This is a genomic window from Actinomycetospora cinnamomea (genome assembly GCF_003096675.1).
Lineage (GTDB): Bacteria > Actinomycetota > Actinomycetes > Mycobacteriales > Pseudonocardiaceae > Actinomycetospora > Actinomycetospora cinnamomea.
On the sequence record NZ_QEKW01000025.1, the window covers coordinates 41,382 to 58,282 of the forward strand.

Sequence of the window (16,901 nt, forward strand, 5' to 3'; positions counted from 1 at the left end):
CCGCCGCCCGCTCCTGCAGTACGGAGACGTCCGTGACGACGACGACCGAAGACCAGACCCCCAGCACCACGACCGTCGGCGAGAGCGCCCCGGCGTCGTCCGACGTCCTGCCCGGCGGCGCCGTCGCCGACGACTTCACGCTGACCTGGACCGGCTTCGAGCCCGACGACGAGGGGCTGCGCGAGGCCCTGACCAGCACCGGCAACGGATACTTCTGCACGCGCGGCGCCGCGGAGTGGGAGGACACCGACGCCCCGCGGCACTACGCCGGCACCTACGCCCACGGCGCCTACAACCGCGAGACCACCATCCTCGGCGGGCGCCCGGTCCTCAACGAGGACCTCATCAACCTGCCGAACTGGCTGGTGCTCAAGCTGCGCATCGAGGGCGAGGAGGCCATCCGGCTCGACAACGTCGAGGTGCTGGACTACCGCCACTCCTACGACATCCGCACCGCGACCGTCAGCCGGGTGTTCCGCTTCCGCGACCGTGCCGGGCGCGAGACGACGCTGCGCAGCCGCCGCTTCGTCTCGATGGCCCACAGCCACCAGGCGGCGATGGAGTGGTCGGTGACGGCCGAGAACTGGTCGGGGCGCATCGGCATCGTCTCCGCCATCGACGGGCGCATCGACAACGACATGGTGGCCCGGTACCGCGACCTCATGGGCCGCCACCTCGACCCGGTCACCCCGCGCACCTTCGGGCCGGAGATCATCGCGCTGAAGGTGCGGACGCGGCAGTCGAACCTCTACGTCTCCGAGGCCGCCCGCACGCGCGTCTACCGGGGACGCGGCCGCGGCTGGGAGCTCATCGAGCCGGCCCGCACGCTCCACCAGATGAACGACTACATCCAGCAGGTGCTCGACCTCGACGTCACCGAGGGCGAGACCGTGCGGGTGGAGAAGATCGTCTCGTTCTTCACCAGCCACGACAACGCGATCACCGAGACGCTGACCGCGGCCGGGCGCCACGTGCAGCGCTACCCGGACTTCGCGGGCTGCCTCGCCGAGCACGTCGACGCCTGGGACGAGTACTGGGACGTCTGTGACGTCGAGGTGCCCCGCGAGCCGCGGGTCCAGCTGCTGTTGCGCTTCCACATGGCCCACGTGCTGCAGGTCTGCTCGCGCCACACCGCGCGCCACGACGCCGGCGTCCCGGCCCGCGGGCTCAACGGCGAGGCCTACCGCGGGCACGTGTTCTGGGACGAGCTCTACGTCTACCCGTTCCTCAACTTCCGGCTGCCGGAGATCACGCGCGGGCTGCTGATGTACCGGTACCGCCGCCTCGCCGAGGCCCGCGCGGCCGCCGAGGAGGCCGGCTACAAGGGCGCGATGTTCCCGTGGCAGTCGGGCAGCGACGGCACCGAGGAGACGCAGGTCGTCCACCTCAACCCGCTGTCGGGTCAGTGGGACCCCGACCACTCGCACAACCAGCGCCACGTCAACGCCGCGATCTTCTACAACGTCTGGCAGTACTACCAGGCCACCGACGACCTGGAGTTCCTGCGCGACTACGGCGCCGAGCTGATGCTCGAGATCGCCCGGTTCTGGGCGTCGATCGCGCACAAGAACCCGAACACCGGCCGCTACGAGATCCACGGCGTCATGGGCCCGGACGAGTTCCACGAGCGCTACCCGGGCGCCGACGAGGGCGGCCTGCGCAACAACGCCTACACCAACGTGATGGTGGCGTGGATCTGCGCGACCGCGCCCAAGGTGCTGGCGCTGCTGCCCAAGAGCCGCCGCCGCGCGCTGCGCAGCCGGCTCGGGATCACCGACGACGAGATCGCGCGGTGGTCGGAGATGTGCACGTCGATGGCGGTGCCCATCCACGCCGACGACGACGGCCACCCGGTCATCACCCAGTTCGAGGGCTACGAGGCGCTCGAGGAGCTCGACTGGGAGGCCTACCGGGCCAAGCACCGCAACATCCAGCGGATGGACCGCATCCTCAAGGCCGAGGGCGACGACCCCGACCGGTACAAGCTCGCCAAGCAGGCGGACGCGGTCATGCTGTTCTTCCTGTTCGACCAGGCCGAGCTCCGCGAGATCTTCAGCCGGCTCGGCTACGACGAGATCGCCGACGACGCGGACCTCGCGCGGCGCACCATCGCCTACTACGACCGGCGCACCTCGCACGGCTCGACGCTCTCCCTCGTCGCGCACGCCGCTGTCCTCGCCGGGATCGACCCCGAGAGCTCCTGGGAGCGCTTCCTCGTCGCCGTCGAGTCCGACATCGGCGACGTCCAGGGCGGCACCACCAAGGAGGGCATCCACATGGGGGTGATGTCGGGGACCCTCGACCTGCTGCAGCGTGCCTACCTCGGCGCGGGCGCCCGCGACGGCGTGCTGAGCTTCGACCCGCGCCTGACGCTGCGCCTCGAGGGGCTCGCGCTCTCGCTCGTCTTCCAGGGCACGACGCTGCGCGTCTCGGTGGCCGACGGCGGGCTCACCGTGGCGGTGCAGTCCGAGGGGTTCAGCCACCCGGTGCGCATCGGCCTGGGCGGCGAGGTCCGGGAGCTGGGTGCCGGCCAGGAGTGGACCGTGCCGCTGGACGGCAACGGCCGCATCGCGGCGTCCGGGTCCCGGGCGGGCGCAGGGGAGACCATCGGCGGGCCCGACGGTGCTGAGCACGATCTTGGCGGTCACGACCACGGAGGGAACGGCGCATGAGCGGCACCGAGCGGTCCGGATTCGGCGGAGCGATCTTCGACGTGGACGGCGTCCTCGTCGACTCCCCCCACGAGGAGGCCTGGCGGGAGTCGCTGCGCGAGCTCATGGAGGGCCCCTGGTCCGACATCGCGGGGCAGACGAGCTACGCGCCGGAGAAGTTCACGGCCGCGCTCTACCACGAGCGCATGTCGGGCAAGCCGCGCGCGGCGGGCGCCCGCGCGGCGCTGGAGTACTTCGGTGTGCCCGACCTCGACCGGCGCGTGCAGGAGTACGGCGAGCACAAGCAGGAGATGATCATCCGGCTGATCTCGGAGGGCCGGTTCTCCGCCTACGACGACGCCGTGCGCTTCGTCGTCGCGGTCAAGTCCTCCGGCATCCCGATCGCGGCGGCGTCGTCGTCGAAGAACGCCAGGATGTTCCTCGAGCGCGTCGACCTCACCCGTTTCGGCGCCTCGGGCAACCTCCACGAGTACTTCGACGTGGACGTCTCGGGCCGCGACTTCTCGCAGGGCAAGCCGCACCCGGAGATCTTCCTGACCGCGGCGGAGGAGCTCGGGGTCGATCCGGGCCAGGCGTTCGTCGTGGAGGACGCCACCAACGGGATCCAGGCGGCGAAGGCGGGCCACTTCTCCGCGATCGGGGTGGCGCGCGTGGACGACGTGGACGCGCTGGCCGCCGAGGGCGCGGACGTCGTCGTCACCTCCATGGACCAGGTCGACCTCGAGGGGCTGGCCCGCCACGAGCTGGTGAGGACGGGGGACACGAGGTGAGCGAGCTGACGGTCGGGGTCGACGTCGGCGGCACCAAGATCGCCGCCGGGGTCGTCGACGAGGACGGCAAGCTCCTCGCGTCGACCCGCCGCGAGACCCCGGCCACCGACACCCGCATGGTGCTCGAGGCCATCGGGGACGCGGTGCGCGAGCTGCGCAGCCACCACGAGGTCGTCGCCATCGGCATCGGCGCGGCCGGGTTCGTCGACGCCGGGCGCGCGAAGGTGATGTTCGCGCCCAACCTCGCGTGGCGCGACGAGGACCTGCGCCAGGAGCTCATGGGCCGCCTCGACATCCCGGTGGTCGTCGAGAACGACGCCAACGCCGTGGCCTGGGCCGAGTCGCGCTTCGGCGCCGGTCGCGACCACGACGACCTGGTGGCCATCACCGTCGGCACCGGGATCGGCGGCGGCGTGGTCACGGGCGGGCGGCTGCTGCGCGGGGGATTCGGGGTGGCCGCGGAGATCGGCCACGTGACCATGGTCCCGTACGGGCGGCGCTGCGGTTGCGGGCTGCAGGGCTGCTGGGAGCAGTACGGCTCCGGACGCGCGCTCGTCACCGAGGCCCGCGAGATCGCGCGGCACTCGCCGGCGTTCGCGTCCGGGCTGCTGGCCTCGGCCGGCGGGGACGCGGAGGCGATCACCGGCGAGATGGTGACCGCCGTCGCCCAGCAGGGCGACGTGGGTGCCCTGCACTGCTTCGACGAGATCGGCCGCTGGATCGGGCTGGGCCTCGCCCAGCTGGCGGCCGTGCTCGACCCGTCGTTGTTCGTCATCGGCGGCGGGGTCTCCGCCGCCGGCGAGGTACTGCGCGAGCGGGTGGAGACCGTGTTCCGCGCCAACCTCACCGGGCGGGGGCACCGCCCGGTGGCCGAGGTGCGGCTCGCGGAGTTGGGCTGGGAGGCCGGGATGGTCGGCGCTGCCGACCTCGCCCGCACGAGCAACGACAGCGCCGTTCCGGGGAGTGACCGATGACCACCAGTTCCGGATCCGCGCCGGGGGCCTCCGGCTCGCGGCAGACGACCTCCGCCAAGGCGATCGGCGTCGCGGTCGCCGCCGCCGTCGGTGGCTTCCTCTTCGGCTTCGACTCCAGCGTCATCAACGGTGCCGTGGAGGCGATCGAGGGCGAGTTCTCCCTCACCCCGTTCCTGTCCGGGTTCGCGGTGGCCTGCGCGCTGCTCGGCTCCGCGGTGGGCGCCTGGTTCGCCGGTCCGATGGCCGACCGGTACGGCCGCATCCGCGTGATGCTCGTCGCCGCGGTGCTGTTCCTGGTCAGCGCGCTCGGTTCGGGCCTCGCGTTCTCGGTCTGGGACCTCATCGTCTGGCGCATCGTCGGCGGTCTGGCCATCGGTGTCGCCTCGGTGATCGCCCCGGCCTACATCGCGGAGATCTCCCCGGCGCACGTCCGCGGTCGGCTGGCCTCGCTGCAGCAGCTGGCCATCGTGTCCGGCATCTTCGTCGCGCTGCTCAGTGACGCGCTGTTCGCGAACCTGGCCGGCAGCGCGGCCAACCCGTTCTGGTTCGGCCTCGAGGCCTGGCGGTGGATGTTCCTCGCCGAGGCGGTCCCGGCGGTCGTCTACGGGGTCCTCGCCCTGCGGATCCCGGAGTCCCCGCGCTATCTCGTGGCCCGCGGGGAGCTCGACCGCGCGGGCGGGGTCCTGCGCGAGGTGCTGTCACTGCGCAGCGCCGAGTCGGTCCAGGAGAAGGTGGAGTCGATCCAGGAGTCCCTGCGGCGCGAGCAGAAGCCGAGCCTGTCCGACCTGCGCGGACAGCGGCTCGGGCTGCGACCGATCGTCTGGGCGGGGATCCTGCTGTCGGTCTTCCAGCAGTTCGTCGGGATCAACGTCATCTTCTACTACTCGACGTCGTTGTGGCGCTCCGTGGGCTTCTCCGAGGAGAACTCGCTGACCTACTCCGTGATCAACTCCCTGGTGAACCTCCTGTCGACGTTCGTGGCCATCGCGATCGTCGACAAGGTCGGCCGGAAGCCGATGCTGCTCGGCGGTTCGGCGGGCATGACCGTGACGCTCGCGGTCATGGCGGTCTGCTTCAACCAGGCCGTGGGCAGCGGCGAGGACGTGACCCTGCCGGGGGCCTACGGCACCATCGCCCTGATCGCGGCGAACCTCTTCGTGGTCTCGTTCGCGGTCACCTGGGGTCCCGTCGTGTGGGTCCTGCTCGGAGAGATGTTCCCGAACTGGTTGCGGGCCGCCGCGCTCGCCGTGGCCGCCGCCGCACAGTGGATCGCGAACTTCCTCATCACCGTGACCTTCCCGGTGCTCGCGGCGCTGAGCCTGACGCTGGCCTACGGGCTGTACGCGCTGTTCGCCCTCATCTCCGGGCTGTTCGTCTGGCGCGCGATCGAGGAGACCAAGGGCAAGGAGCTCGAGGAGATGCGCGCCTGAGGCCGTGCGCTCCGCGCTCGTGAGTGCTTGCCCGTGCTGGACCACGGGCAGGCGCGCACACCCGGTGGCGCCGTGCCGGGCGCGCCGGCGAGGGGCACGTTCCGCATGATCGGGAGGGCGCGGGCTCCGGTCCTGCGGAACGTGCCCCTCGCGTCCCGACGATCCGGCTCCGACCCGTGGATGCGCGTGTCCGAGGCCCCCGATCGGTGACTGGGACACTGCGCTCGTGCGCATCGGGATCGTGTGTCCGTACTCGCTGGACGTGGCCGGCGGGGTCCAGGCCCACGTCCTCGACCTCGCGCGGGCGCTGCGGGGGCTCGGGCACCACGTCGACGTCCTGGCGCCCGCCGACGACGACACCCCGGTCCCCGAGCACGTCACCCGGGGCGGACGCGCGGTCGGCATCCCCTACAACGGCTCGGTGGCCCGGCTGACGTTCGGGCCGGTGTCGCTCGCGCGGGTGCGGCGCTGGCTGCGCGAGGGCGACTTCGACGTCCTGCACGTCCACGAGCCCACCGCGCCGAGTCTCTCGATGCTCGCCCTCGTGGCGGCGGAGGGCCCGGTGGTCGCCACGTTCCACACCTCGACCCCGCGCTCGCGCACGATGACGTTCTTCGAGCCCGTGCTGCGCCCGCTGCTCGAGCGGGTCACCGCACGGATCGCGGTGTCACCGCTGGCGCGCCAGGTCTACGTCGAGCACCTCGGCGGCGACGCCGTGGAGATTCCCAACGGCGTGGACGTGGCCGCGTTCGCCGGCGCGGCGCCCCTGCCCGGGCACGCCCACCACGGGGACGGCGCGACCGTCGGCTTCGTCGGTCGCTACACCGAGCCGCGCAAGGGCATGCCGCTGCTGCTCGAGGCCCTCCGCCCGCTGGCGCCGCGCCGCCCGGATCTGCGCCTGCTGGTCGTCGGGCGGGGCGACGCCGACGAGCTGCGCCGCGAGGCGGGGCCCGTACTGGCCGAGCGCATCGAGCTGCTCGGCGCCGTGGACGAGGCGACGAAGGCCGCGATGCTGGCGTCGGTCGACCTGCTCGCCACCCCGAACTCGGGCGGGGAGAGCTTCGGCGTCGTGCTGGCCGAGGGGATGGCCGCGGGGGCGCCGGTCGTGGCCAGCGACATCGACGCGTTCCGCCGGGTGCTCGGCGATCCGCCCGCCGGGGTCACCGTGCCCGCCGGCGACGCCGCGGCCTGGAGCGCCGCGATCGGCGCGCTGCTCGACGACCCGGCCCGCCGCGAGGCGGTGCGCGACGCGGGGCACGCGCGGGTCGCGGCCTTCGACTGGTCGGTGGTGGCCGCGGCGGTCCTGCGCGTCTACGAGGTCGCGGTCGCCGCCGACCCCCGGCGCGTCGTGCCGGGCGACGGCGGCGAGGACCTCGGTGCGCCGGGCCCGCGGAGCGGCGGGCTACCGTCGTCGCCGTGACCCTCCTCGGCACCGCCGGCGTGCTGGTGGTCCTGCTCGCCGTCGCCGTCCTGCTGCTCGTCGCCGTGACCGCCGGGGTGCTCATCGCCCGGGCCCGCCGGCTCGACCGCCTCCACGTGCGCACCGACGCGGCCGCCGCCGGGCTGGCCGCCGCGCTGGATCGGCGGGCCGCGGTCGTCCGGGCGATCGCGGCCACCGCGGGGCCGGTCGCGGTCGGCGACGCCGACCGCCGGGCGCTGCGCGCGGCGGCCCGAGCGGCGGAGGCGGCGGGGGCCGCCGGCGACGCGGTCCTCGACGCCGACCGCGAGACCGCCGAGAACGACCTGACCCGCGTGCTCGCCCGCCTCGACACCGGGGCCCTGCCCGCCGACCTCGCCGCCGAGCTCGCCGACGCCCAGGCCCGGGTCTCGGTGGCCCGCCGCGTGCACAACGACGCCGTGCGCGACACGCGGGCGCTGCGGGGGCGGCGGATGGTGCGGCTGCTGCGGCTCGCCGGCAGCGCCCCGATGCCGCGCTACTTCGAGATCGCCGAGCCCGGGCCCGACGCGCTGCCCGGCATGCCGGCGACGCCGAGGGCCGCGCAGGACGCGGTGCGCGTCGTGGTCGTCGACGGCGAGGGGCGCGTGCTGCTCTTCCAGGGCGTCGACCCGGTCCGTCCGGCCGAGACGTTCTGGTTCGCGCCGGGCGGGGGCGTCGACCCGGGGGAGGAGCCCTGGGAGGCCGCCGCCCGGACGCTGGGCGAGGAGACCGGGCTCGCGGTGGACCCCGCCGAGGTCCGCGGGCCGCTGTGGGTGCGCGACGTCGTGTTCGACGCCGCCGGAGTGACCTACGCCGGGCGCGAGCTCTTCCACGCCGTGCACGTGCCCAGCGGCGAGATCGACACCAGCGGGTTCACCGAGCACGAGGCCCGCACCGTGCGCGGGCACCGCTGGTGGACGCCCGCCGAGCTCGCCGTGACCCTCGACGTCGTGCACCCCCACCAGCTGCCCGACCTCCTCGCCGACCCCGCGGCCCTCGAACCGGGCCCGGCTCCGCTGGCGATCCACTAGCGACGGTCAGGCCGCCCGGAGCCCTCCCTCCCGGGCGTCGAGGTGCTCCCACTCGACGCGCAGGGCGGCGTTGAGCGCCCGGTGTATCCGCGAGAGCCCGGCGAGGTCCCAGGCGAACGACGCCGCGTCCGCGATCGGGCCGTCCGCGGCCGCCTCCAGGCGGTGGCGGGTGCGGGCGTACCGGCGGCGAGGTGCTCGCGGTACGGGCTGACGGGGAGGGGTTCCGCGTACGCACCACGGAGGGCGAGCTGCGGGCCCGCGCCGTGGTCGTGGCCGCCGGCGCGTGCGCGCTGCCGCGGGTGCCGGCCGCGGCCCGGCACGTGGCGCCGCACGTCGTCCAGCTCACCGCCGACCGCTACCGGGGACCGGCGGACCTCCCCGACGGCGCCGTGCTCGTCCTCGGCGCGGGGGCGTCGGGGGTGCAGCTGGCGTCGGAGCTCCGCGCCACGGGGCGCGAGGTCGTCCTGGCCGTCGGGCGTCACGCGCGCCTGCCCCGCACCTACCGGGGCCAGGACGTCCACTTCTGGCTGGACCGTCTCGGTCTGCTGTCCCGGCCCCCGGGCGGCGGCGCCCAGGGCGAGGTCTCTCCCCAGCTCGTCGGCTCCCCGGAACGCCGTGACGTCGACCTGCGCACGGTGCAGCGGGCCGGGGTGCGGCTCGTGGGACGGTGCGAGGCGGTACGCGGGACGACCGTGCGCCTCGGCACCGGCCTCGCGCGAGACACCGCCGTCGCCGACGCCCGCCTCGCCCGGCTGCTGCGGCGGATCGACGAGCACGTCGCCGCCGACGCACGAGCCGGCGGCGCCGGCGGCGCCGGCCCCGGCGCGACCGGTGGACCCGGTCGTGGTGGGCGAAGTGCCCGACACGCTGGACCTGGCCGTCGAAGGCATCACCGCGGTGGTGTGGGCGACCGGGTACCGCCGCCGCCACCCGTGGCTCCACCTGCCCGTGCTCGACCGCGACGGCGAGCTCGTCCACCGCGGCGGCGCCACCGCGGTCCCGCGACCGTACGCCGTCGGGCGGCCGCCCGTGCGCCGCCGCGACGCCACGCTGATCGACGGCGTCGGTGAGGACGCGCGCCACGTGGTCGAGCAGCTGGTCGGGGCCGCTCGCGGCGCGGTCCGGGGGCGGGCGGCGTGAGGTCGTGACCGTTCCCCCGACCGCCGCCGTCGGCCCATACTCCGTCGGGTGAGGTACGTCTTCGGTGAGCACACCGTCGACACCGCCCGCGCGGAGATCCGCGGGCCGCACGGCCCGGTGCACGTCGAGCCCCAGGTGCTCGACGTCATCGCGGTGCTGCTGGAGCACCGGGACCGGGTCGTCGGGCGGGCGGAGCTGCTCGACACCGTGTGGGGCGACCGCTTCGTCTCCGAGTCGGCGCTCAGCAGCCGCATCAAGTCCGCGCGGCGGGCCGTCGGGGACGACGGCACCCGCCAGGCCGTGATCCGGACCGTGCACGGGCGTGGCTACCGATGGGTCGCCCCGGTCGCCCTACGCGACGGCGCCACCGAGGAGGAGCCGGCCGCGACCGTCGTGGAGCCCGCCCACGACGACGGTGAGGACGCCGACGGGGACCTCGAGCAGACCATCCGCTTCGCACGCGGCCACGGCACGTCACTGGCCTACACCTCCGTGGGCCAGGGCCCGCCGCTGGTGATCGGCGGGTGGTGGATGAGCCAGCTCGAGCTCAACTGGGCGATCCCGGCCTTCCGCGCGTTCCTCACCGCACTTGCTCGCCGGCACACGGTCGTGAGCTACGACCGGCCCGGGCGCGGCCTCTCGGGCGGCGCCCTCGCCCTCGACCTCGACTTCGAGGTCGACACCCTGGCCCGGGTGGTCGACGCCGTCGGCGGGGGCTCCGTGAGCGTGTTCGGCTCCTCGTCGGCCGGGCCGGTGGCCGCGGCGTACGCGGCGCGGCACCCCGACCGGGTCGACCGGCTCGTCCTCTACGGCACCTACGCCGACGGCGCCGCGGTCGCCCCGCCGGCGGTGCGTCGCCAGCTGGTCGACCTCGTCGCCGCGCACTGGGGCTTCGGCTCGCGCGTCCTCACCGACCTGTTCCTGCCCGACGGCACGGCGGAGGAGCGCGACGCCTTCGTCGCCTTCCAGCGGGCCTCGGGCCCTGCCGGGTTCGCCGCCGAGGCGCTGGCGGCCACCTACTCCTACGACGTGCGCGACGAGCTCGCCCGCATCGCGGCGCCCACCCTGGTGGTGCACCGGCGCCGGGACCGGGCCATCGCGCCCCGCCTCGGCCGGGAGATCGCCGCCGCCGTGCCGGACGCGCGGTTCGTGGCGCTCGAGGGCAGCGAGCACTTCCCGTGGCGCGGCGACGCGGCGGCCGTGACCCGCGCCGTGCTCGCCTTCCTCGACGAACCCCGGCACGCCGTGCCCCGGGGTCCGGAGGCGACGGAGGCGACGGAGGCGGCGAACCCGACCGACCCGAACGGTCTCGGCCTGCTCACCGAACGGGAGCGGGCGGTGCTCCAGCTCGTCGCGCGCGGGCGCTCCGACCGCGAGATCGCCCGCGCGCTGGGCCTGAGCCCCCACACCGTGCACCGGCACGTGGCCAACATCCGCACCAAGCTGGACCTGCCCTCGCGCGCCGCGGCCGCCGCCCACGCGGCGCGCAGCGGCCTCATCACCACCTGACGGCCGCGTCCGCGGGGGATGGCCGGTTCCGGCCACGCGGCGTCGTGGCCGAAAGGAGCGAAGCCCCCGGGAGGGTCCGGGAGCTGGACTCTCGGCCATGGAAACCACGCTCCGTGTCCGGCTCCTGCGTCCGGACGACACCGCCACCCTCGACGCCGTCTTCGACGGCCTGTCCGCGCGCAGCCGCTACCTGCGCTTCCACTCCCCGATGCCCCGCCTGAGCGGGACGCTGCGACGCGGTCTCCTGCGCATCGACGACCACGACCGCCTCGCCCTGGTGGCCGAGGCGGCCACCGGGACCGGGACCTGGGAGCCGGTCGGCATCGCCCGGCTGGTCCGCACCGCCGCCCGCGAGGCGGAGCTGGCCGTCGCGGTGGTCGACGCCTGGCAGCGGCGGGGGGTCGGCCGTGTCCTGCTGACCGCCCTGCGGGTCGCGGCCCGCGCGCGAGGCGTCGACCGGCTCGTCGCGTACGTCCTCGCCGAGAACGCGGCCGCCCGGGAACTGATCGCGCAGACGTTCCCGCTGTGCACCACCCGCCGCGACGGCGCGGTGGTGGTCATGACCTGCCACCTCACCGACGACCTCACGCTCACCGTCGACGACCTCGTGGCGTGAGCCGGGCATGGGTCAGGGGCGTGAGTCAGGAGGAGAAGGCGTCGGCGTACTCCGCGGACGCCGGTACCTCGGCGATCACGTCGACGAGGACGCCCGCGGGGTCGGCGACGATGAAGTGGCGCTGGCCGAAGTCCTCGGTGCGCAGGTCGAGCTCCGGGCGCAGGCCGCCGCGGGTGACGAGGCGCGTGTACTCGGCGTCGACGTCGTCGACCTCGACGTTGAGCAGCAGCCCGCGTGCCGGGGTGCGGGAGCCCGCCGGCACGGTCGGGTGGTCGGCGGCGACGAAGGCCAGCTCGAAGCCGCGGGGGCCGGGGCGGCGCAGGCTGACGTACCAGTCGACGGCAAAGGTCGTCTCGAAGCCGAAGTGCTCGACCCAGAAGCGGCGTGAGGCCTCGACGTCGGTGACGGCGAGGACGGGGTAGAAGCCGGTCGGTTCCATGGCGGCGTTCCTTTCGCGTACCGTCGGTACGCGAAATACTGGCTCACGTACCGCTGGTACGTCAAGGAGGTGCCGTGGCCGGGGTGCGGGAAGAGCAGCGGGCGCGCACGCGCCGGGCGCTGGTCGAGCGGGCGCGGGCGCTGTTCGCCACGCGGGGCTACGCCGACGTGGGGCTCGCCGAGATCGTCGCCGCGGCGGGCGTCACCAAGGGCGCGCTGTACCACCAGTTCGAGGGCAAGACCGGCCTGTTCCGGGCGGTGCTGGCCGAGGTCGCGGACGAGGTCGCCGGCGCCGTGGTGGCCGCCGCGGAGGCCCACGACGACCCGTGGGCCCAGCTCCTCGCCGGGTGCCGGGCGTTCCTCGTCGCGAGCACCGACCCGGCCGTGGCCCGGATCGCGCTCGTCGACGGGCCGGCCGTGCTGGGCTGGGCGCAGTGGCGCGCGCTCGACGAGGCCACGTCGGGGCGCCACCTCGTCGAGGCGCTCGAGACGCTCGTCGCGCACGGGGTGCTCTCGCCGCGTCCGGTCGCGCCGCTGGCGCACCTGCTGGGCGGGGCGATGAACGAGGCGGCGCTCTGGCTGGCCGGCACCGCCGAGGCCGAGCGCCCGGCCGCCCTCGAGACCGTGTGGGGTGAGCTCGCGGCACTGCTCGACGCACTGCGCTGAACCCCGAGGGCGTGCCGGTGGGTCGCGTGCACGGCGTCACGGCCCCGCACGCCGATCGGTCCGTACCATCGGTCACCAGCGCGACCACCAGCGCAGCCGTCGACGTCCGCACCCGGAGGGACACCGTGACCGAGTCCGCCACCACCACCGGCACCGGAGGGGTCAAGCGTGGCCTCGCGGACATGCTCAAGGGCGGTGTGATCATGGACGTGGTCACGCCCGAGCAGGCGAGGATCGCCGAGGACGCCGGGGCGGTGGCCGTCATGGCCCTCGAGCGCGTGCCCGCCGACATCCGCGCCGACGGGGGCGTCGCCCGGATGTCCGATCCCGACATGGTCCGCGGCATCATCGACGCCGTCTCGATCCCGGTGATGGCCAAGGCCCGCATCGGCCACTTCGTCGAGGCGCAGGTGCTGCAGTCGCTCGGCGTCGACTACGTCGACGAGTCCGAGGTGCTCACCCCGGCCGACGAGGCCCACCACATCGACAAGTGGGCGTTCACCGTCCCGTTCGTCTGCGGGGCGACCAACCTCGGCGAGGCCCTGCGGCGCATCGGCGAGGGCGCGGCGATGATCCGCTCCAAGGGCGAGGCGGGCACCGGCAACGTCGTCGAGGCCACGCGGCACATGCGGGCGATCCGCTCGGAGATCCGGGCGCTGTCGCGGATGGACGCGCAGGAGCTCTACGCCGCGGCCAAGGAGCTGCGCGCGCCGGTGGCGCTGGTGCAGGAGGTCGCCGCGTCCGGGCGGCTGCCGGTGGTGCTGTTCACCGCGGGCGGCATCGCGACCCCGGCCGACGCGGCGATGATGATGCAGCTCGGCGCCGAGGGCGTGTTCGTGGGCTCGGGCATCTTCAAGTCCGGCGACCCCGCCCGGCGCGCCGAGGCGATCGTGCGCGCCACCACCTTCCACGACGACCCCGACGTGATCGCCAAGGTCTCGGCGGGCCTCGGCGAGGCGATGGTCGGGCGCACGACCAGCGACATGCCCGAGCACGAGCGGCTGGCCACGCGAGGCTGGTGAGTCGGCGGTGACGGCACGGTCGCGCATGGGACGATCCCGGCGATGACCACCCCGCACGGCGCTCCCCGTCGGCGGGTCGACCTGCGCCCCACGGACGGGTCCGGCCCCGCCGACCCCGAGGCGCGCACCGAGACCCTCCGCGCGGTCGAGCCCGAGCCGGTGCCCGCCCCGCCCCGTCGTGCCCCGCGCGCCCGGCGCGACGAGCAACCGGTCGAGGAGCCGGTCGAGGAGCCGACGCAGCGCAACGGTATGGGCACGCCGGCGCTAGTGCTCGGGCTGCTCGCGGTCGCCACCTCGTGGACCGGCTGGGCCGGGGTGGTGCTCGGCCTGCCCGCGGTGGTCGCGGGCTTCCTGGGCGCGCGCCGTGCGTTCCGCAACCTGGCCACCGACGGCGCGGCGTCGCTGGGCGGCTTCGTCACCGGGCTCGCCGGTCTCGTCGTGGGCGCGGTGATGGTGTGGCCGACGCTCTTCGGCACCGGCGGGTTCGGCGACGGGCTGACCCTCGACCAGTGCATGGCGCAGTCCACGACGGCCCGCGAGATGCACATGTGCAAGTCCCAGCACCTCGCCGAGTTCAACCAGCGCTACCCGAACGCCGCGGAGTAGCGGCCCCTGGCACGATCGGCGCCATGACCTCAGCGACCCCGGGCGCCTCGTCGCGCGAACGCGAGGGCCTGGGCACGCTCGCGCTCGCGGCGGGCCTGCTCGCCGTCGGGACGTGCTGGCTCGGCTGGCCGGGCATCGTGCTCGGTCTCGTGGCGCTTGTCGTCGGGTTCGTCGGGGCCCGCCGCGCGTTCCACGACCCTCACCGCAACGGCGCGGCCGCGCTCGGTGGCTTCGTGCTCGGGCTGGCGGGCGTCGTGATCGGCGCCTGGCTCGTCGTACCCGGGCTGCTCGGGATCGGCACGTTCGGCGAGGGGCTCACCCTCGATGAGTGCATGGCCCAGGCCCAGGGCCAGCAGGAGGAGCGCATGTGCGCCTCCCAGCACCTCGACGAGTACCGCGCCCGCTACGGCGACCCGGGCGGCAGCGGGGGATGACCGGCGGATAGACGCCGCCCCGATCGGTGACCCTCCGCCGTACCCCACCGGAGGAGGTCCCGTGAGCGGGCACCAGCAGGAGCACCCCGGCTCCGAGCAGCAGATGACGCCGCCGACCGACTGCGGCGAGGAGAGCTACCGCGGCTCCGGCCGTCTCGAGGGCAAGGTCGCGCTGATCACCGGCGCCGACAGCGGCATCGGCAGGGCGGTGGCGATCGCGTTCGCCCGCGAGGGCGCCGACGTCGCGTTCGGGCACCTGCCGGTCGAGGAGGACGACGGTCGCGAGGTCGAGCGTCTCGTCACCGGGGCGGGGCGTCGCGCGCTGCGCGTCCCGGGCGACCTCGCCGACCCGCAGGCCTGCCGGGACCTCGTGGCCCGCACGCTCGAGGAGTTCGGCCGGCTCGACGTGCTGGTGAACAACGCCGCGTTCCAGATGGTGCGTGAGCGCCTCGAGGACGTCCCCGACGAGGAGTGGGACCACACGATCGCCGTCAACCTCGATGCGATGTTCCACATCACCAAGGCCGCGTTGCCGCACCTCGAGGCCGGAGCGTCGATCATCAACACGACCTCGGTGAACTCCGACAACCCGCCGCCCGGACTGATCGCCTACGACACCACCAAGGCGGGGATCGCGAACTTCACCGCCGCGCTGGCGCGGCAGTACGGCGACCGCGGCATCCGCGCCAACAGCGTCGCCCCCGGGCCGATCTGGACCCCGCTCATCCCGGCGACGATGCCGCCCGAGGCGGTCGAGGCGTTCGGCACCGACACCCCGCTCGGGCGTGCCGGCCAGCCCGTCGAGCTCGCCCCGGTCTACGTCATGCTCGCCTCCGACGAGTCGAGCTACGTCTCGGGTGCCCGGATCGCCGTGACGGGCGGGACCCCGATCCTGTGACCGGCTGGCTCCCGCTGCACCTCACGGCGCCCGTGGCCCCGCACGTCTTCGGGGGCCGGGCGATCGCCGCGCGCCTCGGCCGCGACGACCTGCCGGACGGACGCGTGGCGGAGACGTGGGAGGTCAGCGACGTCGACGGCATGGCCTCGATGGTCGTGTCCGGGGCGTGGGCCGGGAGGTCGCTGCGGTGGCTGGCGACCGAGCACCCCGAGGAGGTCGTCGGACGGGGGTGGCGGGGCGAGGCCTTCCCGGTGCTGACGAAGTTCATCGACGCCGCCGGGATGCTGCCGGTGCACCTGCACGCCGACGACGCCACGGCGCAGCGCCTGGAGGGCACCTCCACCGGGAAGACCGAGGCGTGGCACGTGCTCGACGCCGCGCCCGGCGCCACCGCGCTGTGCGGCACGGTCGAGGGCGTCGACGCCGCGGAGCTGCGGTCGGCGCTGCTGGCCGGGGACTTCGACGCCGTCCTGCGCCGCCTCCCCGTCCGGCCCGGCGAGACGATCTACGTGCCCGCCGGGACCCTGCACAGCTTCGGGCCGGACACGCTGGTCTACGAGATCGAGCAGACCTCCGACGTCCAGCAGCACGCGATGCCGTGGCGGATGGAGGACGGCTCGTCGATCCCGCGCGACGAGCAGGAGGCCAACATCGAGGCCCTGCTGGCCGAGTGGGACCCCGCGCCGCGCCCGGAGTTCAGACCGGGCCTGGTGGTGGACGTCGACGACGGCGTCAGCAGGGTCGTGCTCACGGCCGGGCCGTACTTCGCGCTGGAGCGATGGCGGGTGTCCCGGTCGGCACGGCTCGGGGTCGACACGGCCACCGTGCTCTCCAACGTGGGCGCGCCGACGACGCTGCGGGTCGGCGACCACGCCGAGGTGCTGGGGCGGGCGCGCACGGTGCTGCTGCCGGCGGCGGTGGGCGAGGTCGAGCTGGACGGGCCGGCCGACGTGCTGGCCGGCTACCTCCCCGACCTGGAGGCCGACGTGCGCCGGCCGCTGCTGGCGGCGGGCCACGGCGCCGCGGTGATCGCGGCGCTGGGGGAGGGGTTGTCGGGCTGACGCTGCGGCGGAAGTGCTGGTCGGGGCCTTGGTCGACTGGACTGTCGAACACATGTTCGACAGTCGTGGAGGCGGCTCCGGTCGCGCCCGCTGGGCTGTCCTGGTCGCGGTGGGCGCCGGGTCCGGAGCTGGCGGCGGCGTTGGCGGGGTCGGCGCCGGTGGATGTGGTCGATGACGAGGGGTTCGACGCCGCGGA

16 protein-coding genes and 1 pseudogene are annotated in these 16,901 nt (G+C 74.6%); 16 read left to right on the forward strand and 1 reads right to left on the reverse strand.

Features of this window, described 5'->3' with window-relative positions:
• The first annotated feature begins 32 nt into the window (after positions 1-32).
• The 10 genes and pseudogenes from C8D89_RS26510 (at position 33) to C8D89_RS26550 (ending at position 11,580) form a co-directional block, all read left to right on the forward strand.
• Positions 33-2,672 (forward strand): glycoside hydrolase family 65 protein, encoded by a 2,640-nt coding sequence (locus C8D89_RS26510; RefSeq protein WP_243418398.1) that lies wholly within the window; start codon positions 33-35, stop codon positions 2,670-2,672.
• Positions 2,669-3,442: an HAD family hydrolase gene (locus C8D89_RS26515; protein ID WP_116711141.1), complete on the forward strand. Its 774-nt coding sequence runs from the start codon at positions 2,669-2,671 to the stop codon at positions 3,440-3,442. Before C8D89_RS26510 ends, C8D89_RS26515 begins: the two co-directional genes overlap by 4 nt.
• A complete protein-coding gene (locus C8D89_RS26520; RefSeq protein WP_243418399.1) occupies positions 3,439-4,416 on the forward strand; it encodes an ROK family glucokinase in 978 nt (325 codons plus the stop codon). The genes C8D89_RS26515 and C8D89_RS26520 overlap by 4 nt, the downstream gene beginning before the upstream one ends.
• Positions 4,413-5,846 (forward strand): sugar porter family MFS transporter, encoded by a 1,434-nt coding sequence (locus tag C8D89_RS26525; RefSeq protein WP_116711142.1) that lies wholly within the window; start codon positions 4,413-4,415, stop codon positions 5,844-5,846. Before C8D89_RS26520 ends, C8D89_RS26525 begins: the two co-directional genes overlap by 4 nt.
• Before the next feature lie 226 nt (positions 5,847-6,072).
• Positions 6,073-7,266, forward strand: a complete 1,194-nt coding sequence (locus C8D89_RS26530; RefSeq protein WP_116711143.1) for a glycosyltransferase family 4 protein — start codon at positions 6,073-6,075, stop codon at positions 7,264-7,266.
• Positions 7,263-8,315, forward strand: coding sequence for an NUDIX hydrolase (locus C8D89_RS26535; RefSeq protein WP_116711144.1), 1,053 nt, complete (start codon positions 7,263-7,265; stop codon positions 8,313-8,315). The genes C8D89_RS26530 and C8D89_RS26535 overlap by 4 nt, the downstream gene beginning before the upstream one ends.
• A gap of 191 nt (positions 8,316-8,506) precedes the next feature.
• A pseudogene (locus tag C8D89_RS31250) lies at positions 8,507-8,788 on the forward strand (NAD(P)-binding domain-containing protein); the annotation flags it as partial.
• 382 nt (positions 8,789-9,170) lie between these two features.
• Positions 9,171-9,455 (forward strand): hypothetical protein, encoded by a 285-nt coding sequence (locus tag C8D89_RS30575; protein WP_243418400.1) that lies wholly within the window; start codon positions 9,171-9,173, stop codon positions 9,453-9,455.
• A gap of 48 nt (positions 9,456-9,503) precedes the next feature.
• A complete protein-coding gene (locus C8D89_RS26545; RefSeq protein WP_116711146.1) occupies positions 9,504-10,964 on the forward strand; it encodes an alpha/beta fold hydrolase in 1,461 nt (486 codons plus the stop codon).
• A gap of 97 nt (positions 10,965-11,061) precedes the next feature.
• A complete protein-coding gene (locus tag C8D89_RS26550; protein WP_116711147.1) occupies positions 11,062-11,580 on the forward strand; it encodes a GNAT family N-acetyltransferase in 519 nt (172 codons plus the stop codon).
• Positions 11,581-11,605: 25 nt separating this feature from the next.
• On the opposite strand, the gene C8D89_RS26555 is transcribed toward C8D89_RS26550, so the two are convergent.
• On the reverse strand, positions 11,606-12,019 hold the full coding sequence (locus tag C8D89_RS26555) for a VOC family protein (protein WP_116711148.1): 414 nt from the start codon (positions 12,017-12,019) through the stop codon (positions 11,606-11,608).
• A gap of 74 nt (positions 12,020-12,093) precedes the next feature.
• Here C8D89_RS26555 and C8D89_RS26560 point away from each other — a divergent pair, with 74 nt between their 5' ends.
• The 6 genes from C8D89_RS26560 to C8D89_RS26585 all read left to right on the forward strand — a co-directional run bounded on the left by C8D89_RS26560 (position 12,094) and on the right by C8D89_RS26585 (position 16,705).
• The gene (locus C8D89_RS26560) at positions 12,094-12,684 is read left to right on the forward strand and encodes a TetR/AcrR family transcriptional regulator (RefSeq protein WP_116711149.1); all 591 of its coding nucleotides are present in this window, start codon (positions 12,094-12,096) and stop codon (positions 12,682-12,684) included.
• Between the two features lie 125 nt (positions 12,685-12,809).
• A complete protein-coding gene (gene pdxS, locus C8D89_RS26565) occupies positions 12,810-13,706 on the forward strand; it encodes a pyridoxal 5'-phosphate synthase lyase subunit PdxS (RefSeq protein ID WP_116711162.1) in 897 nt (298 codons plus the stop codon).
• A 42-nt stretch (positions 13,707-13,748) separates the two neighbouring features.
• Complete coding sequence (locus C8D89_RS26570; RefSeq protein WP_116711150.1) at positions 13,749-14,312, forward strand: hypothetical protein; 564 nt, start codon at positions 13,749-13,751, stop codon at positions 14,310-14,312.
• 23 nt (positions 14,313-14,335) lie between these two features.
• Complete coding sequence (locus C8D89_RS26575; protein WP_116711151.1) at positions 14,336-14,746, forward strand: hypothetical protein; 411 nt, start codon at positions 14,336-14,338, stop codon at positions 14,744-14,746.
• A 103-nt stretch (positions 14,747-14,849) separates the two neighbouring features.
• Positions 14,850-15,644: an SDR family oxidoreductase gene (locus tag C8D89_RS26580; RefSeq protein WP_116711163.1), complete on the forward strand. Its 795-nt coding sequence runs from the start codon at positions 14,850-14,852 to the stop codon at positions 15,642-15,644.
• Complete coding sequence (locus C8D89_RS26585; protein WP_116711152.1) at positions 15,641-16,705, forward strand: class I mannose-6-phosphate isomerase; 1,065 nt, start codon at positions 15,641-15,643, stop codon at positions 16,703-16,705. The genes C8D89_RS26580 and C8D89_RS26585 overlap by 4 nt, the downstream gene beginning before the upstream one ends.
• Positions 16,706-16,901 lie beyond the last annotated feature (196 nt).